This is a genomic window from Glycomyces luteolus (assembly GCF_027622875.1).
GTDB lineage: Bacteria > Actinomycetota > Actinomycetes > Mycobacteriales > Micromonosporaceae > Glycomyces > Glycomyces luteolus.
Genome location: NZ_JAPZVP010000008.1, coordinates 110,630 through 137,594 on the forward strand (window position 1 = coordinate 110,630; position 26,965 = coordinate 137,594).

21 protein-coding genes and 1 riboswitch are annotated in these 26,965 nt (G+C 70.4%); of the genes, 10 read left to right on the plus strand and 11 right to left on the minus strand.

Annotated features, from left to right (window positions below):
• Window positions 1–16: 16 nt before the first annotated feature.
• Genes O1R50_RS12030 through O1R50_RS12045 form a run of 4 tightly spaced genes read right to left on the minus strand, consistent with a single transcriptional unit; the run spans window position 17 to window position 9,531 of the window.
• Window positions 17–1,315: an ABC transporter substrate-binding protein gene (locus O1R50_RS12030; protein ID WP_270110284.1), complete on the minus strand. Its 1,299-nt coding sequence runs from the start codon at window positions 1,313–1,315 to the stop codon at window positions 17–19.
• A 44-nt stretch (window positions 1,316–1,359) separates the two neighbouring features.
• Window positions 1,360–3,951 (minus strand): beta-L-arabinofuranosidase domain-containing protein, encoded by a 2,592-nt coding sequence (locus O1R50_RS12035; RefSeq protein ID WP_270110285.1) that lies wholly within the window; start codon window positions 3,949–3,951, stop codon window positions 1,360–1,362.
• On the minus strand, window positions 3,951–5,411 hold the full coding sequence (locus O1R50_RS12040) for a family 43 glycosylhydrolase (RefSeq protein ID WP_270110286.1): 1,461 nt from the start codon (window positions 5,409–5,411) through the stop codon (window positions 3,951–3,953). Before O1R50_RS12040 ends, O1R50_RS12035 begins: the two co-directional genes overlap by 1 nt.
• Window positions 5,412–5,439: 28 nt before the next feature.
• The gene (locus O1R50_RS12045) at window positions 5,440–9,531 is read right to left on the minus strand and encodes a galactose-binding domain-containing protein (protein WP_270110287.1); all 4,092 of its coding nucleotides are present in this window, start codon (window positions 9,529–9,531) and stop codon (window positions 5,440–5,442) included.
• Between the two features lie 260 nt (window positions 9,532–9,791).
• Here O1R50_RS12045 and O1R50_RS12050 point away from each other — a divergent pair, with 260 nt between their 5' ends.
• On the plus strand, window positions 9,792–10,820 hold the full coding sequence (locus tag O1R50_RS12050) for a LacI family DNA-binding transcriptional regulator (RefSeq protein WP_270110288.1): 1,029 nt from the start codon (window positions 9,792–9,794) through the stop codon (window positions 10,818–10,820).
• A 42-nt stretch (window positions 10,821–10,862) separates the two neighbouring features.
• A complete protein-coding gene (locus O1R50_RS12055; RefSeq protein ID WP_270110289.1) occupies window positions 10,863–11,024 on the plus strand; it encodes a low temperature requirement protein A in 162 nt (53 codons plus the stop codon).
• Window positions 11,025–11,053: 29 nt separating this feature from the next.
• Here the strand turns inward: O1R50_RS12055 and O1R50_RS12060 are convergent, their stop codons facing one another.
• A complete protein-coding gene (locus tag O1R50_RS12060; RefSeq protein ID WP_270110290.1) occupies window positions 11,054–11,626 on the minus strand; it encodes a DNA-3-methyladenine glycosylase I in 573 nt (190 codons plus the stop codon).
• Between the two features lie 141 nt (window positions 11,627–11,767).
• Here O1R50_RS12060 and O1R50_RS12065 point away from each other — a divergent pair, with 141 nt between their 5' ends.
• From O1R50_RS12065 to O1R50_RS12075, 3 genes are all read left to right on the plus strand, one after another.
• Entirely contained in the window at window positions 11,768–12,421 is a 654-nt protein-coding gene (locus O1R50_RS12065) for a GNAT family N-acetyltransferase (protein WP_270110291.1), read from the plus strand.
• A 44-nt stretch (window positions 12,422–12,465) separates the two neighbouring features.
• Window positions 12,466–13,296 (plus strand): class I SAM-dependent methyltransferase, encoded by an 831-nt coding sequence (locus tag O1R50_RS12070; protein ID WP_270110292.1) that lies wholly within the window; start codon window positions 12,466–12,468, stop codon window positions 13,294–13,296.
• A gap of 99 nt (window positions 13,297–13,395) precedes the next feature.
• Window positions 13,396–14,355 (plus strand): intradiol ring-cleavage dioxygenase, encoded by a 960-nt coding sequence (locus tag O1R50_RS12075; RefSeq protein ID WP_270110293.1) that lies wholly within the window; start codon window positions 13,396–13,398, stop codon window positions 14,353–14,355.
• 48 nt (window positions 14,356–14,403) lie between these two features.
• Here the strand turns inward: O1R50_RS12075 and O1R50_RS12080 are convergent, their stop codons facing one another.
• Window positions 14,404–15,024, minus strand: a complete 621-nt coding sequence (locus O1R50_RS12080) for a VOC family protein (protein WP_270110294.1) — start codon at window positions 15,022–15,024, stop codon at window positions 14,404–14,406.
• Between the two features lie 59 nt (window positions 15,025–15,083).
• Entirely contained in the window at window positions 15,084–15,878 is a 795-nt protein-coding gene (locus O1R50_RS12085) for a TetR/AcrR family transcriptional regulator (RefSeq protein ID WP_270110295.1), read from the minus strand.
• 78 nt (window positions 15,879–15,956) lie between these two features.
• Here O1R50_RS12085 and O1R50_RS12090 point away from each other — a divergent pair, with 78 nt between their 5' ends.
• The 3 genes from O1R50_RS12090 to O1R50_RS12100 all read left to right on the plus strand — a co-directional run bounded on the left by O1R50_RS12090 (window position 15,957) and on the right by O1R50_RS12100 (window position 20,428).
• Window positions 15,957–17,756: an ABC transporter ATP-binding protein gene (locus O1R50_RS12090; RefSeq protein ID WP_270110296.1), complete on the plus strand. Its 1,800-nt coding sequence runs from the start codon at window positions 15,957–15,959 to the stop codon at window positions 17,754–17,756.
• Window positions 17,757–17,758: 2 nt separating this feature from the next.
• Complete coding sequence (locus tag O1R50_RS12095) at window positions 17,759–19,579, plus strand: ABC transporter ATP-binding protein (protein WP_270110421.1); 1,821 nt, start codon at window positions 17,759–17,761, stop codon at window positions 19,577–19,579.
• A gap of 228 nt (window positions 19,580–19,807) precedes the next feature.
• Window positions 19,808–20,428 carry an MBL fold metallo-hydrolase gene (locus O1R50_RS12100; protein WP_270110297.1) on the plus strand — a complete coding sequence of 207 codons (621 nt, stop codon included), beginning with the start codon at window positions 19,808–19,810 and terminating at the stop codon, window positions 20,426–20,428.
• A 69-nt stretch (window positions 20,429–20,497) separates the two neighbouring features.
• Here O1R50_RS12100 and O1R50_RS12105 read toward each other — a convergent pair whose 3' ends face one another.
• From O1R50_RS12105 to O1R50_RS12115, 3 genes are read right to left on the minus strand one after another with little or no spacing between them, the layout of a single operon-like run.
• Window positions 20,498–21,298, minus strand: a complete 801-nt coding sequence (locus O1R50_RS12105) for an energy-coupling factor transporter transmembrane component T family protein (protein ID WP_270110298.1) — start codon at window positions 21,296–21,298, stop codon at window positions 20,498–20,500.
• Complete coding sequence (locus O1R50_RS12110) at window positions 21,295–22,734, minus strand: ABC transporter ATP-binding protein (RefSeq protein ID WP_270110299.1); 1,440 nt, start codon at window positions 22,732–22,734, stop codon at window positions 21,295–21,297. Before O1R50_RS12110 ends, O1R50_RS12105 begins: the two co-directional genes overlap by 4 nt.
• 7 nt (window positions 22,735–22,741) lie before the next feature.
• A complete protein-coding gene (locus tag O1R50_RS12115; protein WP_270110300.1) occupies window positions 22,742–23,344 on the minus strand; it encodes an ECF transporter S component in 603 nt (200 codons plus the stop codon).
• Window positions 23,345–23,382: 38 nt separating this feature from the next.
• Window positions 23,383–23,485: riboswitch (TPP riboswitch) on the minus strand.
• Between the two features lie 118 nt (window positions 23,486–23,603).
• On the opposite strand from O1R50_RS12115, the gene O1R50_RS12120 reads away from it, so the two are divergent.
• A complete protein-coding gene (locus O1R50_RS12120; RefSeq protein WP_270110301.1) occupies window positions 23,604–23,981 on the plus strand; it encodes an MGMT family protein in 378 nt (125 codons plus the stop codon).
• 159 nt (window positions 23,982–24,140) lie between these two features.
• On the opposite strand, the gene O1R50_RS12125 is transcribed toward O1R50_RS12120, so the two are convergent.
• Window positions 24,141–24,734, minus strand: a complete 594-nt coding sequence (locus O1R50_RS12125) for a DUF1349 domain-containing protein (RefSeq protein WP_270110302.1) — start codon at window positions 24,732–24,734, stop codon at window positions 24,141–24,143.
• Window positions 24,735–24,790: 56 nt separating this feature from the next.
• Between O1R50_RS12125 and O1R50_RS12130 the strand changes: the two genes are divergently transcribed.
• Window positions 24,791–26,893, plus strand: coding sequence for a RecQ family ATP-dependent DNA helicase (locus tag O1R50_RS12130; RefSeq protein WP_270110303.1), 2,103 nt, complete (start codon window positions 24,791–24,793; stop codon window positions 26,891–26,893).
• The last annotated feature ends 72 nt before the right edge of the window (window positions 26,894–26,965 follow it).

Consider the following 26,965-nt stretch of genomic DNA (forward strand, 5'->3'; position numbering starts at 1 on the left):
TGGAGTCTGCTCCTCGCTAACTCGAGAGGGAGGCCGTGACGTCCTCGTTGAGGGCGGTCAGGTCGGCGTTCGGATCGCCGTAGACCGCCTCGCGGACCAGCGGGAGCCAGGGCCCCTGCGGGTCGTTGAAGGTCTGGCCGAAGTGCAGCGAGTACGGGGTGCGGCCGACCCCGACGAGGTCGTTGACGATGACGGCGTTCGGGTTGTCCGCGTAGTACTCGTTGTCGCCGAGGTCGGTGCGGGCCATGACGTCCCCGTTGGCGGCGAGGATCTCGACCTGCTGCTCCTCCTCCAGGCTCCAGCGCAGGAAGTCCCACGCCTGGTTCGGGTGCTCGGAGTTGGCGCTGATGCCGATCGAGTCGCCGCCGACGAACGTCGACTGGCCGCCGGTGAGGCCCGGGATGGGCGCCACGCCGATGTTCATGTCCTCGGGCATGAGGCCGAGCATGGTGGAGGGCATCGGCATGACGCCGATGTTCCCTTCGGGGAACAGCGAGACCCAGGTCGCGCCGGTCTCCTCGTTGTGGCCAGGGGCCACGACGCCGTCCTCGACGAGGCCCCGGTAGGTCGCGTAGAGTTCCTGCGCCTCAGGGGAGTCCAGGAGGGATTCGGTGCCCTCCTCGTTCATGACCTCCGCGCCTTCAGCCCAGAGCGTGGGCCACCAGGTGAAGACGAAGCAGCCGCCGCAGTTGCCGCCGAAGAACGTGCCGCTCACGTCCCCGCCGAGGGCGTCCACGGCGCGGGCCTGCTCCGCGAACTCGGCGAGGGTGGTCGGCGGTTTCTCGGGGTCGAGTCCGGCCTGCGTGTAGAGGTCCTTGTTGTAGAACAGGACCGAGAGGTCGAGCGTGTGCGGCACCAGGTACTGGCGGTCGTCCACGGTGCCGACGTCGAGGTGCGAGGGTGCGAGGGCGTCCTTGAACTCGAGCGAATCGATGCGGTCGGTGATGTCGAGGTAGGCCCCGGCGGTGGTGAAGTTCGGGGCGAACACCACGTCGAGGGCGAACAGGTCGGGCAGCTCCTGGTTGCCCGCGGCGGTGCCGACGCGGGTCTGGTAGTCGTCCGTGGGGATCACGGTGAGCTCGATCTGGTTCTCGTGGCTCGCGTTGTAGGCGTCCACAAGGGCCTGCGACTGGGCCTCGGTGGCGGCACGCGTCCACATGGTGAGGGTGGTGCCGTCGTCGACGCCTTCGAGGACGACCTCGTCACCGCCGCCGCCGTTCGGGCGTCCGTCGCCGCACGCGGCGGCGAACAGCGCCGCCGCGGCGACCGCCGCCCCCGCACGCAGAGCTCGTGAGGGGCGCTTGTCGATGCTCATTTCCGGTCTCCTCTGTGTAAGGGATCAAAGGGGTTCGGCGGTGGCTATCGCCGCCGCCAGTAGAGGTGGTACGGATCGCGGTTCCCGAGGTGGAAGGGAGCGAAGGTGTAGCCGCCGGCGGTGAAGTGCAGCGGTTCGCCCGTCGGCTCGAACGCCGAGAGGTCATCCCCGACGGCGAGGTCGATGAGGCCGGTGGCGAGGTCGTCGCCGACCGGCTCGTGCTGGATCGCCAGCAGCGTCGGTCCGTAGTAGACCGATTCGATGCCGGGATCGTCAAGGGCCGCTTCGGTATGGAGGCGCAGCGGCATGGCGATGTCGACGGTGTCGCCGCTCCTCCAGGTGCGGCTGACAGTGACGTAGGTGCCGGGGGCGGTGTCGAGGTCCTGGATGCGGCCGTTCACCTTCACGCTGAACTCCTCGGCCCAGGAGGGGACGCGGAGCTTGAGTGCGAAGGCGGCGCGGCGGCGGGTGCGCACGGTCAGGCGGCTCGCGCCTTCGAACGGGTAGTCCGTGGTCTGCACGACCGTGACGCCGCCCCAGGCCAGGGTCGAGGGCATGTAGAGGTTCACGTAGAGCGCCTCGTCCCCGGCCGCGGCGAAGTAGACCGAGTCCTGGTACTTCGTGTGGTTCTCCATGCCGGTGCCGCCGCAGCAGGTGCCGGTGTTGCCGAAATCGCGCCACCGGCCGGGCCGCACCGGCGCGAAGTAGGTGACCTCGGGGTCCTCGGTGCTGTCCTCGTCGTGGCGCGAGCCGAGGATCTGGTTGTACAGCGCCCGTTCGTAGTACTCCATGTACTTCGGGTCCCCGGTGTGGAAGAACAGGTTCCGCGCCAGTTTGAGGAGGTTGTAGACGCAGCAGGTCTCGGCGTGGTTGGGGTCGTTCGGGTACTGCCACAACGACCCGGCGATCACCCCGCGCTTTCGGAAGATCTCGCCGACCCCGGTGCCGCCGTGGGCGTACAGCCGGTGCGGCACGACCATGTCGAAGAACTGCTCCGCGGCGCGTCGATAGTCCTCGCCCGCGCCCTGCTCGTGCATGCGAAGGTAGCCGGTGAACTGCGGGAGGTGCTGGTTGGCGTGCTTGCCGTCGAGGAGGTCGGTGCCGGCGACGGTGGCCTGCAGGAGCGCGGTGTTGTCGAAGAGCTTCGCGGTCTCCAGGTACTCGGGCCGGTCGGGCCGCGCCTGGGCGAGGTTCGCCAGGCTCTCGTTCATGCCGCCGTACTCGCCCGCGATGTAGATGGACCACATGCGGTCCAGGCGCTCGCGCGGCAGCTTGGACAGTCGCGAGTGGATCCAGTCGCCGAGTCCGGTCGCCAGCTCCAGGGCCGCCGTGCTGCCCGAAAGGCGGTGGGCGTCAAGGAGACCGGCCATGATCTTGTGGGTGGTGTAGTACGGCGCCCAGATCCCGGCGTTGCCGCCGTACGTCGCGAACTCCTCTAGCCGCATGAACTGCGTCTCCGGATACGCGGCGATGAAACCGGCGTGGCGGTTGCCGTCAGAGGGGCCGATCAGCACGGCGTCGCGGCCGTTGCCGGAGGCGTCGGCGCACAAGGGACCGGGCTCGTCGTCGAAGCGGTAGGCGGCCAGGTCACCGCCTTCGCCCTCCCCAGCCGCGAGGGCGGCGACCTGCTCGGCGCCGAGGGCGGTGCCGAACACGTGGAACTCGTCGATATCGGCGTTGAGGTACTGGGTGAGTCCCTGCGGGAACTGCCCGCGGCCGATCCAGTTCGCCGCCGTGGCACCGAGATCGGCCGGGGCCAGCGTCACCGGGCCGGAGCCTGCGGCGGTGCCGTTCACGTACAGGACGGCGGTGCCGCCCCCGAGCGTCACAGCCAGGTGCGTCCACTCCCCCTCTGCGAGCGGCGCCGCCGCGGTCACCCGCTGCTCGGCGGTGGCCCCGCCGGTGGTGACCGCGAAGCGCGGGAACGGGTTCGCGTTGTCGGCGCGGATCGTGAGGTACATGTGCGCGTTCGCGTCGGCCCCGAAGTCGAAGACCTTCACGCCGTTGGCGAGCGGGGCCGGGTCGGCGTACGGGTCCGGCAGCTTTGAGCGGTCGGCCGAGCCGGGTTTGATCCAGGTGGCTACGGTGACGGCGGTAAGGCCGTCCACGAGCCCGGCCGGGAGCGCGAGGTGCTCGGCGTGCCCGATGGGCGAGCCGGTGAGCCGCACGGCGGTGCCGCTCCGGCCCTCCACGCGCGGCGTCGCCACGGCGGCCGCGGCGGCGAACGCGTCCCGGCACTCGCCCAGGCCAGCTACGAAATGGTCGAGCTTGCGCTTGTAGGCACGGTCGCCCGTGCCCGCCCAGGCCTGCGCGAGCATCGACAGGAAGTGCCCGCTGTAGTGGCCGCGCAGATAGCCCGTCTCGTTGTCCCAGCTGCCGGGCGGCTCGATACCGTCCGGGTTGGACAGTCCGGCCGCAGCGCGGAAGTTGTAGAGCATCCGGTCGGGCCCGGCGAGCTCGCCGAGCTCGGCCGCGTATCCCTTGGCGTAGCCGAGCATCCGGTCGCGCTTGGCGGTGAAGATCGAGTCGTCGAGCGCCACGTCGCCGAGCCCGAACGGCCGGATCGACCAGGCGTCGGGCGCGGCCGCTGACGCCAAGGCGCCCAAGCGGAGTGCGTTGCGACGGTTCAGATGCATCAAGCTCCCCTAGTCTGGACGACCTGCTGCATCGTCCCGTCGGCGTTGAAATAGAGCGGGTCGATCGCGACCGACCGGCGGAAGTTCCCTCCACCCGGCGCGTCCGCGGTGTGGTAGACCATCCACCACTGGCCGTTGAACTGCTCGATCGCCGGGTGGTTCGTGGTCGAGGTGACCTGGCCGAGGACCACGCCGCGGTGCGTCCACGGCCCGGCCGGGTTCGAGGCGGTCGCGTAGCGGATGCACGCGTACGCCGAGTCGGTGACGCAGCCCGAGCCGCCGTTGGAGGCGTAGGCCATGTAGTAGGTGCCGTTGCGCTCGAACATCCACGGCGCCTCCCAGAAATCGGTGAGGCCCTGGGGGGTCGTGACCGGACCGGCGAGGGAGGTCATGTCCTGGTTGAGCTTCGCCATGCGCGGCTGCCAGTACGAGCCCCAGTAGAGGTAGATCTGGCCGTCGTCGTCGATGAACACCGTCGGGTCGATGTTGAGCGCCGAGGAGTTCGGGGTCGAGTCCGAGATCAGCGGACCGCCGATCGCGTCGACGAACGGGCCGAGCGGGCTGTTGGAAACCGCGACGCCGATGTTCATCCAGCCGTTGTCGGTGCTGCCGTCCACGGAGACGAACCAGTAGTAGCGCCCGTCAGGGCCTTGGACAACTTCGGACGCCCACGCGTTGGCCCCGGCCCACGCGAAGGTGGAGAGGGACAGCTTGGCGCCGTGCGAGGTCCACGCGGCCGGGTCGTTGTCGGGCGCCTTGGAGGAGAAGACGTGCCACTCGTCCATCACGAAGGCCTGCTGGTTCGAGGCGGCCTCGTCGCGTCCCGAGTAGACGTACATGGTGTCGCCCACGACCAGGGTCGCCGGGTCGGCGGTGTAAATGTTCCGGACGATCGGGTTGCCCGCCTGGGTGGCCGAGCCCTGGCCCCAGACCCTCCATTCGAGGACGCCGACGGAGGCGGTCCCGCTCTGGAGGACGGCGCGGAGCGCGGTGGTGGTGACGGCGTTGAAGTTGGTGTGGTTGTATGCGTTCGCGTTGACGCCGTAAGCGCTGGCGCCGCTCACGGCGGTCCAGGCGCCGTTCGTGAGGTACTCGATGCGCCAACTGGCGGGCACCCTGACCCCGCCGGGGCCCGAGTTGAACGAGTCGTCGAAGAAGTAGAGGTCCGAAGAGGACACGGTGACGGGGGTCGCCCAGGTCAGCTGCACCCATTGCGATCCGGTCTGGGGCCAGGTGCCCCAGCGCGGGTTCTGGGTGTCGTTGGAGCCGGGCGGCTCGATGCCGTCGTTGACGGCGGCGACGGACTCCCACGAGGAGGTGTAGGAGGCCGAGGCGGTCGCCGAGCGGGCGACGTTCACGGACTGCTGCGCGTGGGCGGGGATCGCGATCTGGAAGAGGGTCCAGGCCAGGGCCGCGGCGAGCGCGGCGGCGAGCATTCGTCTGCGTGCGGTGGGCTGCATGGGGAGTCTCCTAGGTGCCGGTGGGAGATCAGCTGATGACGGTGACGGTGGCTTCGGCGGCAAGGGAGGTGCCGGCGATGGCGCCTTGGACAGTGAAGGTGCCGGGCTGGGCGTAGTCGGCCGGGTCGACGGCCTCCCAGGTGACAGTGGTGCTGACGTTGTCCTTCGAGCCGTCGTTGTAGACGGCGGTGACGGTGGGCGGCAGCTGGGGCGCCTTCCCGGCGACGGTGGTGACCGCCTCCGTTTCGAGCGCGGTGATCTCGACCTGGTCGTGGAGTCTGACGTGGACGGTGGCGTTCGCGGGGAGCGCGAGACCGGTGACGAGGCCGCCCACTTCGACTTGGGTGGCGGGTTCGTCGAGGTCCTCGGGGGTGAGCTGCTGCCAGACGACTGGCTGTTCGAGCCGGGAGCCGTCGGCGTACACGCAGGTCACCGTGGGCGGCAGGTCCGGCACGTTGCCCACGATCGTGGGCTGGTGCACCGCGCGGACCTGCTCGGGCGCTTCGGCGAAGGCCTTCCATTCGAGGATGCCGACGCTGGCGGCGCCGCTCTGGAGGACGGCTCGGAGCGCGGTGGTGGTGACGGGATCGAAAGTGACCTGGTTGTACTGGTCGGCGGCGGTGCCGTACGAATCGGCAGTGGTGACGTCCTTCCAGGTCTCGCCGTCCAGGTACTGGAGTTTCCAGGAGGCCGGGGTGCGGACGCCGCCGCCGTCGTCGAGGAAGTACATGTCGCTGGAGTCGAGGCGGACCGGTGTGTCCCAGTCCAACTGGACCCACTGCTCGCCTTCTTCGGGCCAAGTGCCCCAGCGGGGGTTGCCGCCGTCGTCGGAGCGGGGCGGGTCGATGCCGTCGTTGATCGCGGTGACGTTCTCCCATGGCGAGGTGTAGGAGGCTGTGGGCGTGGCGAAGAGGGCCGCGTTGGTGCGGTCGTCGGGTTCGGCGACCGCGATATCCACTGTGGAGATGGCTTCGGCGGTGCCGTCGCTCGCGGCGAGCTGGAGCTTGTAGGTACCCGGCTCAGTGAACGTGGCGACGGTGGCCGATGCGGCGGCGTCCTCGAAGACGACCGCTCCGGGGCCTTCGACCATGGACCACTCGGAGGTCAGGGCCCCGCTGAGCGGGAGGCCGTCGTCCTTCACGGTGCCGGTGAGCCACGCCTGCATCGGTTGGCGGAACTGGAGGTCCTGCCTGGCGAGGGCGTAGGGCGCGACGTTCTCGGGCGGTTCAGCGCCGTGGCCGCTCCGCACCACTTGGACTTCCTTGAGTCCGGTCGCGTGGCCGTCCTGGTGGTCCATGAGGATGCGGACGCGATCCGTGCTGACCTGCGGGAACTGCACGAGGTTGTAGTTGGCCTGCGGTATCGCGGGGGTCTTGGCCTGGTTCTCGATCGTCACCCAGTCGGTGCCGTCGTGGTACTGGACCTGGTAGACGGCGGGTTCGGCGAGGCCGTCCGCCGTTCTGTCGCGGTAGAAGTAGAGCCGGGCCTCGTCGATGCCCACCGTGGACCCGAGGTCCACTTCGTACCAGTCGGTCTCGTTGCCGGACCCGGCGCTGGACCAGTAGGGCGCGTTGACGGTGGTGCCGTCGACGGCCCCGGCGGTGCTGCTGCCGTTCGCGGTGTGCGAGGCGGTGGCGGGCCGGCCTTCGGCGAGGTTCTCGGCGCCGCCCTCGAGGTCGGCGCCCGCCTTGGCGAACACGTCGACCACGCGGCCGTCGAGTTCGACCTCTTCGGGGGCCGAGAGCTCGCTCATCTTCTTGCTCTTGACGACTCTCCCGGCGGCGGGGAGCTCCACCTTGCCGGTGTCCGGGTCCCAGACGGCCGGTACGAGGCTGTTGAGGGTGAAGGCGCGCTTGCCGTCGATGTAGACGGAGTAGCCCTCGGGGATGCCCTGGTAGTGGACCTCGCCGTCGCCGGGCTTGTCCCAGACGATGCTCAGGTCCGAGTCGCGGTAGCGGAGGTTGTTGACGGTGAAGTGGTCCCAGCCGATGTCGATCGGCGAGAGCTCGACCTTGTCGTCAGTGCGGGGCCGCAGGCCCGCCACGTCCTCCACATAGGTCCAGATGCTGGAGCCGAGGGTGGTGTGGTGGATCCAGGAGCGGTAGTCGATCGATTCGCTGCCGGGGTTCCAGTCGGCCCAGAACTCGTTCGAGTCCGGCCAAGCGGTGTCGCCGCCGATGTACGTGGACCAGGCGTTCCAGTAGAGCAGCTTCTTGTAGTCCTCGGTGGTGATCGAGTCCTGGTCGTAGTCGCGGATCGCCGAGGAGAAGAGCCGGAACTGAACGGTGGAGTTGATCTGCGAGAAGTTGTTCGAGCCGGGGTCGCCCTGCTCGGCCGCCTCCTGCTTGTCGGCCTGGTTGGCGGTGTAGAACGGGAAGACCGGGTACTCGGCGGGGTCCTCGAAGAGGCGCAGCGCGTTCGTGTACCGGGGCTCGTTCGGGATGGCGCCCACCGAGAACGGGTAGTAGTTGTTGATCTCCTTCCACGGCACGTGGTCGCCGGATTCGACGTGGACGTGCTCGAACAGCTGCGTCTCGGGGTTCCAGAGAACGTCGGTGAGGGCGGCCTGGATGTTCTCGGCGATGCCCCGCATCTCGTCGGCCTTCGCGGTGTCGCCGATGAGCTCGTAGGCTTCGGCGGCGGCCATCGCCCCGGAGTACTGGTAGGCGGATTCGGCCCGGTCGAGGTCGCCGTCCCTCCAGTGGAAGGAGACGGCGTCGGCGTCGTTGCCGGTCATCGCGCCCCAGTCGTACTCGATGAGGTAGTTCCCGTTCGAGTCGAAGGTCTCGAGCTGGCCCTTCACGTCGCCTTCGGCGTAGCGCGCCAGGTTCTCCACGACCGCCTCAGGGCCGCCGTGGATCTGGTAGGAGCGCCAGGCGGCCTCGGCGATGTACTGGGTGTAGGAGTTCGACCAGTTCTCGGGGTCGCCGGGGTTGTCCATGAAGCGGCCGCCTTCGGAGGACTCGCCGGTGGAGACCCAGGGCCCGTAGGAGTACGCGGGGTCGCGCAGGTACTTCAGGTCGTCGATGAACATCGGGACGGTGAGGGCGATGGCGTTGTTGTAGCCGGTGACACCCTCGATGGAGGTGGGGAACTGGAAGTCGTTGCCCGGGATGTCCGCGTCGAGGTAGTTGTAGCGCATCAGCCACCAGCGGTAGTAGATGAACTTCTTGTGGGCCTCGTCGGGGACGTCGAAGTAGGGCAGGTTGTCCGCCCACCACTGGTTGTAGGCGCGCACGTGGGTCGCGAAGGCGTCCTCCGGCGCGGCCGCCTTGTAGGCCTCGTACTCGGTGCTCGACTCGGGCAGCTCCGTGGCGACCATGCCGAGCTGCACCTTGAACGTCGCCGATTCGCCTTGGGCGAGTTCGAGTTCGCCGGTGAGCGCGCCTTCGGAGGGGGCGAGGCCGGTGCCGGAGAGTCGCGGGAAGACGCTGGTGAGGCGCTCGCCGCGGGAGTTCTGCACGTCGAGCACCCCGGTGAGTTCGTCTCCCGATGCCTGCCAGGCGAAGTCGGAGTCGACGCGGATCGGCACGGTGGCCGCGGAGCCGTTGTTCTGGACCGTCACGTTGGCGACGGCGGTGTTGTCGTCGGTGATGAACTTCTGCACCTCGGCGGTGAGGTCGCCGCCTTCGTGGACGCTCGTCCAGTGGCTGGGGGTCTGGCGGCGCTGGTCGACGACCTCGGTGAAGTCGGTGTCGCCGATGTCGATCGTGAAGCCGTCGGTGTTCGAGGCGCGGTCGAAGAACGGGTCGTAGTAGGCGAGCTGGCCGCCGAAGCCGATCACGTCGGGGTCGTGGACGCGCATGAGGAGCGCCCGGCCGCGGGTCATGAGCCACTGCTCGCCCGCCGGGTCGGCGCCCTCGCGGGCGAGGAGGCGGTCCATCCAGAAGTCGGTGCCGTCGGCCTCGGCCTCGAACATGGCCGGCATCATGCCGTTCACGTCGTAGGGCACCGGTTCCGGCGGGACGGCGTCGCCGCCGGTGAACTCGGGGTAGCCGATGGTCTGCTGGGCCGCCGCGGGCCCGGCGGTGCCGACCACGAGGCCAGTGGTGGAGAAGGCGCAGACGAGGGCGAGGGAACCGGCAGCGAGGAGTCGGGCGGACGTGGGGCGATGCACCATTGCGTGCCTCCGGGGAAGGATGCGGGGTGTGCCGAGGGGTGCCGAAAGAGTCCGAAAACCTTTTCGGTCATTGCGTCGCCACCGATGCTATGGGCCACGCCACTGCGATGTCAATGCATTGATCGCCATGAATTCCAAGCGGAGCGGGAACCGAAAGCCCGTTCGGCAAACTTTCGGCCGGTCGGCTACAGTCGAGCCAGCCCGGAGGAAACGCGGCCGCCGCGGGCGGCCCGGCCCGGGCTCCGGCTGAAGGAGGACGAGTGGCCCGAACCCCCGCATCGCGCGGCACGCGCGCCGCCACACTGTCCGATGTGGCCCGTCTGGCGGGCGTCTCGGTGGCGACGGCGTCGAAAGCGCTCAACGGCCGCAACCATGTGCACGCGCAGACCCGCGAGCGGGTCCTGGAGGCGGCCGCGCAGCTCTCGTTCTCCCCCAACTCGCTCGCCCGCGGGCTCCTCGCCGGGCGGACGGGCACCGTGGGGCTCCTGACCTCCGACCTGGTGGGACGCTTCAGCCTCCCGATCCTCATGGGCGCGGAGGACGCGTTCGGCGCGGGCCAGGTCTCGGTGTTCCTCTGCGACGCGCGCGGCGACGCGATCCGCGAGCGCCACCACGTGCAGGCCCTGCTGAGCCGCCGCGTGGACGGGCTCATCGTGGTGGGCTCCTCGACCGATCCGCGCCCGCCGCTGGCCGACGCGGTGGACGTGCCGGTCGTGTACGCCTACGCGCCTTCCGAAGCGCCCGAGGACCTCTCGATCGTGCCGGACAACGTGAACGCCGGCCGGATGGCCGTCGAGCACCTCATCGCGTGCGGCCGCACCAGGATCGCGCACATCAGCGGCGACCGCCAGTACAGCGCCGCGCGCGACCGCGCGGCGGGCGCGCAGGCCGCCCTCGAAGCGGCCGGTCTCGCCCTCGTCGGCGAAGTCGCCTACGGCGCTTGGGAAGAGGGCTGGGGCCGGGCGGCCGCCGGGATGCTGCTCGACCGCGAGCCCGGAGTCGACGCCGTGCTCTGCGGCTCCGACCAGGTCGCCCGCGGCGTGCTCGACACGCTGCGCGAGCGGGGCCGCCGCGTCCCCGAGGACGTCGCGGTCATGGGCTTCGACAACTGGGACGTGCTCGCCACGGGCGCCCGCCCACAACTGACCAGTGTGGACATGAACCTCGAGGAGCTCGGCCGCGCCGCCGCCCGGGCCCTCTTCGAGGCCATCGACGCCGAGCACGGCCGAGGCGTCCACACCGTCCAGTGCCGGGTCGTCGTCAGAGGTTCCACCGCGTCCGCCGGGTGACCTTGCCCGGCGGCTCGGCGCGCCACCGGATCCGCGAGGAGTATGTTCTCCGTTCGTGACCGGCAGATGACCTCGCCCCGCCACGCGACCTGGCTCGAGCTGTTCTTCGACCTCGTGGTCGTCGCGGCCGTCTCCCAGTGTCTTGTAGCGATGCACACCGAACCAGAAGGTCCTCTCCTCGTCTCAGCCCGACTCAGCTCGTGAGGTGTTCACAACCTCCCGAGACAGAACAGTTAGCGCTCGGGCACGTGGCAGTCGGCGAGGTGGTCGTCGACCATGCCGATCGCCTGCATCATCGCGTAAGCGGTGGTCGGGCCCACGAACTTGAAGCCGCGCTTCTTGAGCGCCTTCGAGAGCGCGGTCGACTCGGGCGTCACCGCGGGCACGTCCTCGATGGTCTTCGGACGCTCGCGCGGCTCGGGCGCGAAGGACCACACGAAGTCGCTCAGGCCACCGCTGGAGGTACCGGCGAGCTCGGCGGCGGCCCTGGCGTTCGCGATGGTCGCCTCGATCTTCATGCGGTTGCGCACGATCCCCTCATCGCTGAGGAGCCGTTCGGCATCGGTCTCGGTGAACGCGGCGACCTTCGCGATCCTGAACCCTGCGAAGGCCTTCCGGAACGCCTCGCGCTTGCGCAGGATCACCAGCCACGACAGGCCGGACTGGAAGGCCTCCAGGCTGACGCGTTCGAACAGGGCGTCATCGCCGCGGACCGGCCGCCCCCACTCCAGGTCGTGGTAGTCCCGGTAGATCTCCGGTGCGACGCCCCAGGGGCACCGCGTCAGCCCGTCGCCTGCGTCGCTCACCGTTCGCTCCCGTCCGTCATGGGCCCCGAGCGTACGCGCCGCAACCGACAATGCCCTCCGCCGCATTCCTCGACAGCCACTTGCTTATTGCAAGGTAGTTGCAATAGAGTCATGCCAGTCCCCCATTGCGAAGGAGCCCCGATGACCGCGACCCCCACCGGCCACCCCCTCCCCGAACTCGTCATGGCCTGGGGCCGCGGCCGCGCCCACTCGCGCATCACCGCGCAGCCCGAGCCGATCGACGGCGGCTTCCGGGTCGCGGTCGGGCCGCCGAGCACCGAGATCCGCCAGGTGTTCCACACCTACACCCCCGGATCCCTGGCCGCCACCGCGGTGCGGCTCGACGAGCCCGGCAACCAGGTCATGATCGCCGGTCCCTCAGCGCTGCTCGCCTCGGTCGTCCCCGCGACCTGGACGATGGACGAGGGCGGCCACCTCATGGCCGTCGCGTTCGGCCCGGCCGCCTACGCGGTGCCCGAGGACTACCGGCTCCTGCTCGATACCGAGGGTCCGCTCACCGTGGCCCGGGTCTTCCACCGCAACGGCGACCTCGCCGCCTCCGCGCGCCTCGGCCGCGACGGCGAGTTCGGCGTCTTCGACAAGGTCGTCACCGCCCCCGCCCACCAGCGCCGCGGCCTCGGCTCGCTCATGATGCGGGCACTGACCGTGAGCGCCTACGCGCAGGGGATGCGGTTCGGGCTCCTCGTCGGCAGCGACGACGGCCGAGCCCTCTACGAGCACCTCGGCTGGTCCTTCGTCAGCGACTTCCCAGGCGCGCGCAGCAAGCGCGATTGAGCAATTCGGTTGCCGCGCGGCCGATCCGCTGCGAAAGTGAGGCCATGACGAGCGGCTCCGAGTATCCCGCGGCCTGGATCGCGGCCAACCGCGAGATGTGGGACGAGCGCGTCCCGCTCCACGCGGCCAGCGCCCTGTACGACCAGGCGGGCTTCCGCGCCGGGCGCGACGAAATCCGCGACTTCGAGGCTGCCGAGGTCGGCGACGTGACCGGTAAGCGGCTCCTGCACCTCCAATGCCACATGGGGCAGGACACGCTGTCATGGGCGCGGCGCGGCGCGGAAGTCGTGGGGCTTGATTTCTCAGAGCCGGCGATCGAGGTCGCGCGCGGTCTTGCCGCCGACATCGGGCTCGCCGACCGCGCCGAGTTCGTGGTCTCGGACGTGTACGAGGCCCGAGAGGCCGTGCCCGACGAGGACTACGACATCGTCTACACGGGGATTGGGGCGCTGTACTGGCTGCCGGACATCGAGGGCTGGGCCGAGACGGTCGCGTCGCTGGTCGCTCCAGGCGGGTTCCTGTACCTCACCGAGTTCCACCCGTTCCTGAACGTCTTCACGTGGGACGGCACCGCCGAGGTCAAGGCGGACTATTTCCGCCCTGAGCCGCTGGTCACGGACGAGCCGGGCTCGTACGTGGACCTCCAGGCGGAGACGATCGACAACCTCAGCTACGCCCGGATCTACACGCTCGGCGAGATCGTGTCCGCGATCTGCGGCTCCGGACTCCGGCTCGAGTTCCTGCACGAGCACGAGGTGACGGTGTTCCAGCAGTTCCCCGAGCTCATGCGCGGCGAGGACGGCTACTTCAGGATGCCCGAGGGGCGGCCGCGGCTGCCGCTGATGTACTCCTTGAAGGCGTCCCGGCCCGCCTGAGGTCCCGGTTTCTCCGAGGTTCCTTTGACATTGCTCCTAGCGGGCCTGGTGGTTTCGCCCGGATCATTCGGTGGACGAACTGCCAGAGAGGGGCACACGGTGAGCAAGCAGCAGGCGGAGACGCTGAGATACGAGGGCCGTCCGTACGCGAAGCAGGACGAGGAGCTGGTCGACCAGGGCCTGCTGTTCGACATCGGGACGCTGCTGAGCCGGCGCGGGGTGCTTTTCGCCGGGGCGGGTGCCGCGGTGGCGGGGCTCGCGGCCTGCGGTACCACCGATCCGAATGCGACCGAGTCGAGTTCGGCGCCGGATTCGTCCGGGGATCTCGCGGAGATCCCCGAGGAGACGGCGGGCCCGTATCCGGGCGACGGGTCGAACGGCCCGGATGTGCTCGAGGAGAGCGGGATCGTGCGCAGCGACATCCGCTCGAGCTTCGGCACCGGCAGCGCGACCGCGGAGGGCGTGCCGCTGACACTGCAGTTCACGATCTACGACATGGCGAACGGCAGCGTCCCGTTCGAGGGGGTGGCCGTCTACGCGTGGCACTGCACCCGCGACGGCGAGTACTCGATGTACGGCGAGGGCCTGGAGAGCGAGAACTTCCTGCGCGGCGTGCAGATAGCCGACGCCGACGGCGTCGTGTCGTTCACGACGGTCTACCCGGGCTGCTATTCGGGCCGCTGGCCCCACGTGCACTTCGAGGTGTACCCGGACGAGGCGTCGATCACCGACAGCGCCAACGTGATCGCGACGTCGCAGCTCGCGTTCCCCGAGGACGTGTGCGACACCGTGTACGCGGAGGAGGGCTACGAGAACTCCGTCGAGAACCTGGCGCAGATCTCGCTGGAGTCGGACAACATCTTCAGTGACGACGGCGGGGAGTCCCAGATGGGGACCGTGTCCGGCGACGTCGCGAACGGCTACACGATCACGCTGGCGGTGGGTGTGGACACGTCGACCGAGGCGGGCGGCGGGGGCAGCGCCCCGTCCGGTGGCGGCGGCGGAGCCCCCGGCGGTGGCGAGATGCCGTCGGGCGAGCCGCCGGCGAACAACGGCTAGACGGACGCGAAAGGCCGCTCCCGCAACGGGAGCGGCCTTTGCCTGGTCTCAGTGGAGCACCACGAGCCCGGTCTCGCCGAAGACCGTGGCCGCCAGTGACGGCCGGTTCCCGGCTTTGACCGGGAGCTTCGCGCCGACGGCGTCGAGGTGCGGTTCGATCCGCTCGGGGTGCGGGTGCACGGCTTCGATTCCCACGAGCGGGACGACCGGCAGGTTCGCGGCCGGGTGCACCGCCTGGCCCCAGTCGATGAGGAACGGGACGAGTCCGGTCTGGCCGCGGTCGACGTCGAGCGTGAGCCGCCAGGAGAGCTGCTCCCCGCCGGGGGTCTGGCGCGACATCGCGTGCGGCTCGCCCGGGTCGTATCCGGCCTGGCGGGAGGCCGCGACGGCGGCGTCGATGTCCTCGACGCGGATAGCCCAGGTCGCCAGGCGGGCCTCGGTGAGGCCGTCGATCCCGAAGGGGCGCGGCGCTTCCGGGGTGCCCTGCTCGGAGTCGGGGCCGATGATCTCGAGGTAGCCGCCGTCGCCGAGGCCGAGCAGGAAGTTCCTGGTGCCGAGGCCGGTATGGACGCCGCCGGGGACCGGTCGGGTCCCCGTGAGGCGCGTGACCTCCGCGACCGTGGCGGCGAGGTCGGGTGTGGCGAGCACGAGGTGGTCGAGTGAGGACATAGGTCGCAGTTTAATCACCGTGCGCCACTGGCGTAACGGGTGTCGCGCGGGCCCCCGGCTCAGCGGCGCTCGGGGTAGGCGATGGTCTGCAGCATGTCGTCGCCGGGGTCGGCGAGGACCTTCTCGACGCTCTCCTCGACCGCTTCCGCGGCGTGCTGGCGGTAGTCGATGCGGCAGCCGTCAGGGGCGTACGCGGGATCGGGCGGGGGCGGATCGGTCTCACGGCGCATGAGGTCGCCGATGCCGTGCTCGAGCAGCCCGAACGCGTGCTCGGCGGCGGACACGGCCGCCGAGTGGATCTCGTCGATCGGGTCGCCGTCCAGGACCCGCCGGACGTTGACCTCGACGATGATGTGCTGGGTGTGCAGCACCTGGGAGGCGACCAGGCGCGAGGTGAGCGGCGGGTTCCCCTCCTCGATCAGGGCCTCGGCGAGCATCACCGCGGACTGGCGGCGGTAGTCCATGGCCCTGATGAGCAGGGAGGGCGTGGCGATGATGAGTCGCTGGACCCGCAGGAACACCGGATCGTCCTTCAGACCCACCTGCGGTGCGCGGCGCTCCAGCAGGTGGAAGTAGTGCTCGCGCAGGGCTTCGAGCGGCGTCTGGCCCTTGCGGCGTTCGCGAACGATCCGCGCCGCGTCGCCCGTGTGGCGCTTCATGCCGCCGATGACGAGGTCTTCCTTCGTGGGGAAGTAGTTGAAGACCGTGGCCTTGGAGACCTCGGCCGCGGCCGCGATCTCGGCCACGGACACGTCCTCGAACCCGCTCTCCTCGAACAGTTCGAGGGCGGTCTTCCTCAACAGCTCCCACGTCGCGTTCTTCTTGCGTTCGCGCAGCCCCGACTTGTGTTCCACCCTTTTACTGTACCAGATCAAAATCTGAGTCAAGAAAAAACTTGTACCCGGTCAAATTCTACTGCTATCCTCGACGACATGACAGGAAAACCACCCGCACCCCCGGCCTCCAAGGCCTTGGACGAGGAGGCCGCACCCGAGGGCTCGATCGTCCGGCTCCTCGCCGAATACCTCCGGCCCCACCGCCGCACCCTCGCCGTCACCGTCGTGCTCCAGATCGTCGGCACCATCGCGTCCCTCTACGTGCCCACGCTCAACGCCGACCTCGTCAACCACGGCGTCGCCACCGGCGACACGGGCTACGTGCTGCGCCACGGCGCGTTCATGCTCGCCGTCACCGTCGTGCAGATCGCCGCCTCCGGCTTCGCCGTCTACTTCGGCGCCCGCACCGCCATGGGCCTCGGCCGCGACCTGCGCGCCGACCTCTTCGCCCAAGTGCAGCGCTTCTCCGCCGCCGAGATGGACCGCTTCGGCGCGCCCTCGCTCATCACCCGCGCCACCAACGACATCACGCAGATCGTGACCATGCTCGTCATGGCCCTCACACTGCTCCTCACCGCGCCCATCGCCGCCTTCGGCGGCCTCGCGCTGGCGCTGAGCCTCGACGTGCCCATGACCGGCGTGCTCCTCGCGGCCATCCCCGTGGTCGCCGTGGCCATCTCCTTCATCGTCATCGCGATGGTCCCCGCCAGCCGGGTCATGCAGCGGTGCATCGACGGCATCAACCGCGTCATGCGCGAGCACATCACCGGCATCCGCGTCATCCGCGCCTTCGTGCGCGACGGCCACGAGCAGCGCCGCTTCAGCGAAGCCAACACCGAGCTCACCGAGGCCTCCCTCAAGGTCGGCCGCGTCCAGGCCTTCTTCGGCGCCACCGCGATGGTCTTCGGCAACCTCACCTCGATCGCCATCGTCTGGATCGGCGCGGGCCGCATCGCCGACGGCACCATGCAGATCGGCGACCTCATCGCCTTCCTCACCTACGCCGGGATGATCCTCGGCGCGGTCATGATGTCCATGGGCGTCTTCATGATGGCCCCGCGCGCCAAAGTCGCCGCCGGGCGCATCCGCGAGGTCCTCGACACCACCCCGAGCATCGCCGACCCCGCCGCACCGGTCACCGAGCTCGCCGGCCTCGGCGAACTCGAACTCAAGGGCGTCACCTTCCGGTACGACGGAGCCGAAGAGGCCGTCCTCCGGGACGTCGACCTCATCGCCAGGCCCGGCCAGACCACGGCCGTCATCGGCTCCACCGGCGCGGGCAAGACCACCCTGCTCCACCTCATCCCCCGCCTGTTCGACGTCGACGCCGGAACCGTCCGCGTCGACGGCGTCGACGTCCGCGAGATGGACCGGGCCCTCATCGCCCGCACCATCGGACTCGTCCCCCAGCGCGCCTACCTGTTCTCCGGCACCGTCGCCTCCAACCTGCGCTACGGCGACCCGGACGCGAGCGACGCCGACCTCTGGCGCGCACTCGAGACCGCCCAGGCGGCCGACTTCGTACGCGCCATGCCCGACGGGCTCGACACCGTCATCGGCCAAGGCGGCACCACCGTCTCCGGCGGCCAGCGCCAGCGCCTGGCCATCGCCCGGACCCTGGTGGCGCGCCCCAAGGTCTACCTCTTCGACGACTCGTTCTCCGCGCTCGACACGGCCACCGACGCCGCCCTGAGGGCCGCGCTCGCCCGCGACATCGCCGATGCCTCCCAGGTGATCGTGGCCCAGCGGGTCTCGACCATCCGCGACGCCGACCGGATCGTCGTGCTCGACGCCGGGCGCGTGGCCGGCACCGGCACCCACGAGGAGCTGCTCGCGGGCAACCCGGTGTACGCCGAGATCGTGAATTCCCAACTCACCCTTCAGGAGGCGCTGTGACCATGATGGGACCCCGGCCGGGCGGTCCGGCCGCGACCAAGGCGGAGGACTTCCGCGGCACCGTCCGCCGCATCCTCGACCTGCTGCGCCGCAACCCGCTGCGCCTCGCCTCAGTGGTCGGCTTCGGCGTCCTCATGGTGGCCGGCATGCTGTCGATCCCCACGGTGCTCGGGCACGCCACCGACCTCGTGATCGAGGGCGCGACCGCGGACGGCCTCGACTTCGCGGCCCTGACCCGGATGCTCGGGCTCGCGGTGGCGCTGGCCCTGGCGACCTTCGCCATCACCGTGCTCAACGGCCGCACGATCGCGAAGCTCGCGCAGGACATGGCGTTCGAGCTGCGCGCGGACGCCGACCGGAAGATCTCGGCGCTGCCGCTGCGGTACTTCGACTCCCGCTCGCGGGGCGAGGTGCTCTCGCGGGTCACCAACGACATCGACAACCTGACGCAGACCGTGGGGCAGGTGACCCAGCGGATCGTGCAGGGCCTGCTGTTCCTCATCGGCGTACCGATCATGATGCTCACGATCTCGCCGCTGCTCACCCTGGTCGTGCTCCTCACGATGCCGCTCACGGTGATCGCGGCGCGGGTCATCGGGAAGCGCAGCCAGCCGCGGTTCGCCAAGCAGTGGGCGACGACCGGGAAGCTCAACGGCCATGTGGAGGAGATGATCACCGGGCACCAGCTCGTGACCCTCTTCGGTCGCCAGGAGCAGGGCGCGGCCCGGTTCAAGGCCCACAACGAGGAGCTGTACGAGAACACCGTGCGCGCCCAGTGGGTGGCGGGCCTGCTCGGCCCGGCGATGGCCTTCCTCGGCTCGGTCACGTATGTGCTCGTGGCCGTGGTCGGCGGGCTCCAGGTGGCCGCGGCAGTGCTCACCTTCGGGCAGATCCAGGCGTTCATCCAGTACACCGGGCAGTTCTCGAACCCGCTGAACATGCTCGCGGGCATGTTCGGGCAGATCCAGTCGGCGGTCGCCTCGGGCGAGCGCGTCTTCGAGTTCCTCGACGCCGAGGAGCAGCGGCCCGACCCCGCGGACGCCGGCACCGAGCTCGACGCGGTGCACGGGAAGGTCGCGTTCGAGGACGTCTCGTTCCGGTACCTGGAGGACGAGCCGCTCATCGAGCACCTGTGGCTCTCGGCCGAGCCGGGCCAGACCGTGGCGATCGTCGGCCCGACGGGCGCGGGCAAGACCACGCTCGTCAACCTGCTCATGCGCTTCTACGACCTCGACGCGGGCCGGATCACCGTCGACGGCGTCGACGTCTCCACGATCGAGCGCGAGCGGATGCGGCGGCGCATCGGCATGGTCCTGCAGGACACGTGGCTGTTCGACGGCACGATCGCCGAGAACATCGCCTACGGCAAGCCCGAGGCCACCCGTGAAGAGGTCGTCGCGGCCGCTTCGGCGGCGCACGCGGACCACTTCATCCGGACCCTCCCCGAGGGCTACGACACCGTCGTCGGCGCCGAGGAGGGCAGCCTGAGCGCCGGGGAGCGCCAGCTCGTGACGATCGCGCGGGCGTTCCTGATCGACCCGTCGATCCTGATCCTCGACGAGGCCACGAGCTCGGTCGACACCCGCACCGAGATGCTCGTGCAGCAAGGCATGGTCGCGCTGCGACAGGGCCGCACGAGTTTCGTGATCGCCCACCGCCTCTCGACCATCCGCGACGCGGACGTGATCGTGGTGATGGAGCACGGCCGCGTCGTCGAGCAGGGCGACCACGACGCGCTCCTCGCCTCCGGTGGCGCCTACGCGCGCCTCTACGAGGCCCAGTTCGCGCAGCCCGCGGTCGAGGAGACGCCGGCAGGCGCCTGAGCGAACGCACCGCGGCGGGAACGGCCAGGAAACCAGGACCCGCGACGCCGGCGGGCCGAGGCAAGAGCCCCGGCCCGCCGGCAACGACCACCACCAGGCCCGGCCTCGCAGGCGACCCCGCCGGGCGGGCCCCGGCGCGCAAGACCCCGCCACACCCTGGTCCCTCGCCGCATCGCGCATTTTCTGCGAGGCCCGTACACCGGCACCGGGGCGATTTACGGTGAAAGCATGCGACTCACCAAATTCGGCCACTCCTGCGTCCGATTCGACACCGACGAAGGCGCCTTCGTGATCGACCCGGGCGTCTTCTCCGATCCGGCGGCCCTCGACGGCGTCGACGCGGTGTTCGTCACCCACCAGCACGCCGACCACTGCAACGACCCCGAGCTGCGGCGGCTCCTCGAAGACCAGCCCGAGACCCGGATCTACGGACCCGAATCGCTTGCCGAGGTGCTCGGCAGCCTCCCGTTCACGACGGTGAGCGCGGGTGACTCGATCCCGGTGGCGGGCACCGAGGTCAGGGTCGTCGGCAAGCACCACGCGGCGGTCCACCCGGACATCCCGGTGATCCCGAACGTCGGCTACGTCGCGGACGGCGTCTTCCACCCGGGTGATGCGCTCACGATCCCCGGCCTGCCGGTCCGGGTCCTGCTGGCGCCGGTGGCGGCGCCCTGGCTGAAACTCTCCGAGGTCATCGACTTCATCCGCCTGGTCGACGCGCCGATCGTGCACCCGATCCACGACGCGATCCTGAGCAAGGACGGCATCACCATCGTCGACCGAAATCTCGCCAACCTCATCGGCGACCCGTTCCAGCGCATCGCCGACGGCGACACCGTCACCATCTGAGGCACCCCCAGCACGGGCCCGGCCGAAGGCGGAGCATTGCGGCGCGCCCGGCCCCGAACACCTTGCCGCTCAGTTGAAGGCGGTGAAGACGCCGTAGGCGGCGCTCACCGCGACCGACGCCGCGCACACCGCCAGCGCCGCCGCGATGACCACCCAGTCCGCCGGGCGCATCCGCTGCTCGCGCGCATGGGTCCGCGGGATCGCCGAATCGAACCCGCGCGCGTCCATCGCGGCCGCGAGACGACCCGCACGGCGGATCGCACCCACGAGCAGGGCGAACATGGTCGAGGCGAACAAGTGCACGCGCCGTACCGGATTCCAGCCGCCTTCCAGGCCGCGGGCGCGGCGGGCGCTGGTGATCTGCCGCCATTCCGCGCCGAGCAGCGGCATCAGCCGCAGCGCCGCCAGAGCGCCGAGCGTGAAGCGGGCCGGGGTGCGGAGCTGCTGTGTGAGCGCGTCGGCGAGGTCGGTCGGGTCGGTGGTCGCGAATCCCAGCACGCCCGCGGTGGCGGCGACGCAGACGCGCAGGCCGATGGCGGTGCCGTCGAGGAGCGCGTCGGTGCCGATCGTCAAGGGGCCGAAGTCGATCAGGATGCGGCCGGTCTGCTCGGCGGCGAAGACCGCGTTCACCACCACCACGGTCGCGGCGGCGAACCAGAGCCAACGCAGCCGTCGGGCGAGCTCGCCGAGTCGGAGGCCGCTGAACGGGACGGTCGCGAGGAGCGCGGTGAGCAGGAGCAGCGGCGTGAGCCAGTCGGAGGCGATGAGCGCGGTCGTCGAGACGGCGGCCGCCGCGGCGAGTTTCGCCACCGGGTTGACGCGGGCGATGGGCGCTTCGGCGTCGCAGACGGGCGCGAGGGTCATGCTCATCGGCGGATCTCCTCGGCGATGCGCCCTTTCCCGAGGACGAGTTCGCGTCCGGCGAGGGCGGCCGCGAAGTCGCGGTCGTGGGTGACGGCGAGGAGCGCGGTGCCTTCGTCGCGGATGTCGGCGGTGAGGTCGACGAGTTCGCCCCAGGTGCGCCGGTCCTGACCGAAGGTGGGCTCGTCGAGCAGGAGCACGCCGGGCGCGGCCGCGAGCGCCCCGGCGACGGAGAGCCGGCGGGCCTCGCCGCCCGAGAGCGTGTGGGGGTTGGCGTTCGCCAAGGGCGCCAGTCGGAGCCGTTCGAGCAGTTCGGCGACACGGGTTTCGACGCGGTCCTTCGGCCAGCCCGCTTGCCGGGGCCCGAAGGCGAGTTCGTCTTTCACCGTCGAGGTGACGAACTGGTGCTCGGGGTCCTGGAACACCGAGCCGACCCGTGTCGCCAGGCGCCGGGCCGGGAGCCGGTGCAGGGGCCGGGGTTCGCCGGGAACGGTGGAGCGGCCGCGCGTGGGTTTCACGAGGCCGCCCGCGAGGAGCGCGAGGGTGGACTTGCCCGAGCCGTTGGGTCCGGTGACGGCGAGCAGTTCGCCTTGGCGCAGTTCGAAGGAGACGTCGTCGAGGGCGGGCGTGTCGGTCCCGGGGTGGACGAGCGTCAGCGACTCGCCGCGAAGCGCCGTGTCGCCCGCACTCGCGGACGGCCGGGTCGGGAGCGGCACCCCGGGGACCCAGACGCCTTGGGCGGCAAGGTGGTCGCCGTGTTCGGCGAGGACCGCCGCGGCGGGTCCGTCGGCGATGAGGGCGCCGCCGGGGCCGAGGGCGATGACGCGGTCGACCAGGTCGAGGATCTCGGCGACGCGGTGCTCGACGACGATCAGGGTGGCCTGCGTGTCGGCGAGCGCGGTCCGGAGGGCCTCGCGGACGTCTCGGGCGCCTTCGGGGTCGAGGTTCGCGGTGGGCTCGTCGAGGAGGATCAGGTCGGGGCGGCGGGCGAGGACTCCGGCGAGCGCGAGGCGCTGCTGCTCGCCGCCGGAGAGGGCGTGCGTGGCGCGGTCGATGGCGTAGGGGAAGCCGACCGCTTCGAGGGATTCGTGGACGCGCGGCCAGATCCGGTCGCGGGGCACGGCCTGGTTCTCGAGGCCGAAGGCGACGTCGTCGCCGCTGCGGGCCATGACGAGCTGCGTCTCGGGGTCCTGGAAGAGGATGCCGACGCGGTCGCGCTGCCCAGTGGCGGGTTGGCCGTCGATGAGGACGTCGCCGTCCTGCTCGCCGGAGTCCTCGGTGAGGAGTCCGGCGAGCGCGGCGAGCAGGGTGGACTTGCCCGACCCGGAGGGGCCGAGCAGGAGGACCCGCTCGCCGGGTTCGACGCGGAGGTCGACGCCCGTGACCGCCTGGGCGCGGCGTCCGGCGTGGCGCCAGGCGAAGCCGCGGAACTCGACCGGGATCATGTCGGCGTCAGATCCGACCGCGCTCGCGTCCGGCGGGGAATCGGTCGAGGACGCCGGTGGGGAGCATGGCCTTGACGAGGGCCTTGGAGCCGAGTCCGGCGACGACGGCGCTGGAGGCGGCGGCGATGGCGACGTAGGGGACCTTGAAAGCCCAGAGGTCGGCGGTGGGGTACCAGTAGAAGACGTCCCAGAGCGTTCCGGCGATGCCTGCGAGCGCGCCGCCGGCGAGGGCGGTGTACTTGCCGAAGCGGCGGTAGCGGCCCGCGGCGAAGGGCAGTTCGCCGCCGAGGCCCTGGAGCAGGCCCTGGTAGATGACGGTCATGCCGTAGGGGGAACCGAGGAGCAGGGACATGAGGGCGGCGAGGCCTTCGGTGAAGATGCCCGCGCCGGCTTTGCGGACGATGAGGGGGGCTAGGACGGCCGGAATGAGCCAGAGGCCGTAGATCACCGCGGCGAGCGGCGGGTAGAAGGACAGGGCCGGGCTGAGGACGGCCCACACGAAGTTCCAGGCCCAGAAGACGACGCTGAAGGCGACGGCGAGGACGGCGCAGGTGAGGATGTCGACGGTGCGCCAGCGACCGGGGGCGCTGACGAGGGTGCTGTCGGGCATGGGCATGCCTTTCACGAAAATCTTGGACACGACGCGACAGCGGTCGACGAACGACTTCCTCCGCCGGTATTACCCGGATCAGGTGTGAGGGTCTGCGGTCGGTTCCGCACTCTCAGCCAATCGGCTCCCCTGTCTGCTTCGACGTTAACACCAGGCGACGGGTCGTTAGCCGTAGCGATCCCGAGGGGTGGCGGCCGACGCTCGCTCGCTCCCGCCGGATGGGCGGCGGGCGTGTCGGCGCGCTGGGTAGATTGCCGTGGTGACGACTGAACGGGATTGGGAGCGGGTGCGGCGGGTCGTGGAGGCGCTGCCGGAGGGCACCTGGACCTCGTACGGGGACCTCGCGGAGTTGATCGGCACGGGCCCGCGGCAGGTCGGGGCGTACATGCGCGACGGCAATGTCGCGCGGGCCTACCGGGTCCTCACCGCGGGCGGCACGGTCTCGGAGGGTTTCCGCTGGGCCGACGGCCGCACCGGCCGCGATGTGCCGGACCTCCTCCGCGCCGACGGCGTGACGGTCAGCGCGAAGGGCCGCGCCGACCGCGCCCAGCGCATGTCGGTCTACGACCTCAAGCTCCTCGCGGCGGAAATCGACGAGGACGAGGCGGCACCAGACGACGAAGAAGACCAGGAATAACACGCTAAATCGTGATATTTCCGCCCTTAGGGACCCCTGGCGCAAAAGTACCCGGTAGGTGCGACATCGCCTTTCGAACAAGACACGAGCCTCGTCAAACCCGAGACCGGATCGGGTTCGGGCGACACTCGGCAAGGCGCGCTCGGTCCAACCCCGCGCTCAGTGCAGGGCCGGGTCCGGCTCCGCGAACCGCCATGAGGTGAAGGCGACCGTGAGGCCGGCGCGGCTCGGCGCGCAGCAGTAGGGCCCGGCTTGCACGCCGGCATCAGGGTCGAGCGGGGCGAGGCGCACGAGCCGCCAGGGCTCGTCCTCCACTCGGGCGCGGACGATGACCGCGTCGTCGAGGCGGCTGGCCCGGATGGTGACCTCGCGGCCGGCCCATTCGGGCACGGGCGCGACCGACCAGTCGGACTTCCTCGCGGTGACGACCGCGCCGACTTGCGGTGCGCCGTCGGCGTATTCGACCCCGGCCTTGATCCAGTGCTCGGCATCGACGCGGATCATCAGGCCCGCCTGGTCGAACTGCGCTTCGAAAGCTGCGATGAAGCTCACCTCGACCGCACGGTCGCGGTCCCAGTCCTCCAGGAGCGCGTGCTCGTTTTCGTGGACGAAGCCGTAGCCGGTGTGCCGCCACGCGTCGCTGCCCTCGGCCGCGGTGACGAGCAGTCGGCCCTCCGACTCCTCCGCCGCGACCGGCAGCGCCGTCCAGGCGCCGGACTTCCAAGGAACTTCGATGGGTGCCAAGTTGTCCATCGCCCCGAGCCTAGTGGCGTCGCCGATCGTCACACCAGTGCGGTACAACGGTCCCTATGGCAGCGACAGCGACACTCAGAGACGAAGCCGAGACACTGCTGCGCGCCCTCGCGGGCGAGCACGCGCGGCTGCGCGAGGACCAGTGGCGGGCCATCGAGGCGCTCTGCGACGACGACGCCGGCGGACGCCGCGTGCTCCTGGTGCAGCGCACCGGGTTCGGCAAGTCCGCGGTGTACTTCACGGCCACCTCGCTGCTGCGCCGCCGCGGCGCGGGGCCCACCGTGATCGTCTCGCCGCTGCTGGCGCTCATGCGCAACCAGATCGAGGCCGCCGAGCGCGCCGGGGTCCGCGCCCGCACCATCAACTCGGCCAACCCCGAAGACTGGGACGCGATCGCCGAGGCCATCGCCGAGGACGCCGTGGACGTGCTCCTCATCAGCCCCGAGCGCCTCAACAACCCCGCGTTCCGCGACTACCAGCTGCCGAAGCTCGCCGCCGGGTGCGGCATGCTCGTCGTCGACGAGGCCCACTGCATCTCCGACTGGGGCCACGACTTCCGGCCCGACTACCGGCGCATCGCCACCTTCATCGAGGACCTGCCCGACAGCGTCCCGGTCCTGGCGACCACCGCCACCGCGAACGCCCGCGTCTCGGACGACATCGCCGAGCAGCTCGACAAGCGGGACTCGGCGACGCTGGTCCTGCGCGGGAGCCTCGACCGCGAGTCGCTGCGACTGTCGGTAGTGGACATGCCCGACAACGCCCACCGCCTCGCCTGGCTCGACGAGCGGCTCCCCCGCATGGACGGCTCGGGGATCATCTACACCCTGACCGTCGCCGCCGCCGAGGAGGTCAGCGACTACCTCTCGTCGCGCGGCCACACCGTCGCCTCCTACACCGGCCGCACCGACAACGCCGAACGCCTTGCGCGCGAGGAGGAACTGCTCGGCAACCGCCTCAAGGCGCTCGTGGCGACCAGCGCGCTCGGCATGGGCTTCGACAAGCCCGACCTCGGGTTCGTCGTCCATTTGGGAGCGCCGTCCTCGCCGGTGGCGTACTACCAGCAGATCGGCCGCGCGGGCCGCGCCCGCGACCGCGCCGAGGTGGTGCTCCTGCCCGGCAGCGAGGACCGGGCGATCTGGGACTACTTCGGTTCGCTCTCGTTCCCGGCCGAGGAGGCGGTGCGCCGCACGCTCGACGTGCTCGCCGCGGAGGGCCGCGCGCTGTCGACCGCGGCGCTGGAGACGCGGGTCGATCTGCGGCGCACCAGACTCGAGATGATGCTGAAAGTGCTCGATGTGGACGGAGCGGTGCACCGTGTGAAGGGCGGCTGGGAGTCCACCGGCCAGACCTGGGACTACGACGCGGAGCGGTACGCCAAGGTCGAGGCGGCCCGGAAGCACGAGCAGCGGCGGATGCTCGCCTACGAGGCCACCGACGCGTGCCGGCTCGAGTTCCTGCGCAGGGAGCTCGACGACGCCGAGGCCGTGCCGTGCGGGCGCTGCGACAACTGCACCGGCACCCGCACCGAGGCGGGCGTCTCGGCGGAGGCGGCCGCGGGCGCGGCGGCGGCCCTGTCGAAGCCCGGCGTGCCGTTCGAGCCGAAGCGCATGTGGCCCACCGGATTGCAGGCCATCGGGATCGACCTGAAGGGCAAGATCCCGGTCGATTCGGGCGCCGAGGCGGGCCGGGCGCTGGCGCGGCTGTCGGACATCGGCTGGGGCGGTCCGCTGCGCGAGCTCTTGTCGGACGGCGCGGACCGGGAGGTTCCCGAGGACGTGTTCAAGGCGGTGGTGCAGGTGCTGGCCTCCTGGGACTGGGCGCAGCGGCCCGCGGCGGTCGTCTCGATGGGTTCGCTCTCGCGCCCGAGGCTGGTCGACGGGTTGGCCGAGCGCCTCGCGCGGCTCGGCCGCATGGAGTACCTCGGCTCCTTGGGCCGCGCGAGCGATACGGGTTCTGGAGCGCACCGCGCGAACAGCGCGCAGCGCCTCCAGCAGGTCCTTCATGCGTTCACTGTGGACTTCCCGGTTCCGGCTTCGAGCGTCCTCCTGGTCGACGATGTGCGCGACAGCGGCTGGTCGATGACCGTGGCGGCCATGCGCTTGCGCGAGGCCGGGGCGGCGGCGGTGTACCCGCTGGCGCTCGCGCTGCAGGCCTGAACGGAGGGGCGTCGCCGCGGAAGCGTCTGGGCGCCAGCGCGTTCGAACAGGTGGACGGCGCCGGTTACCGTC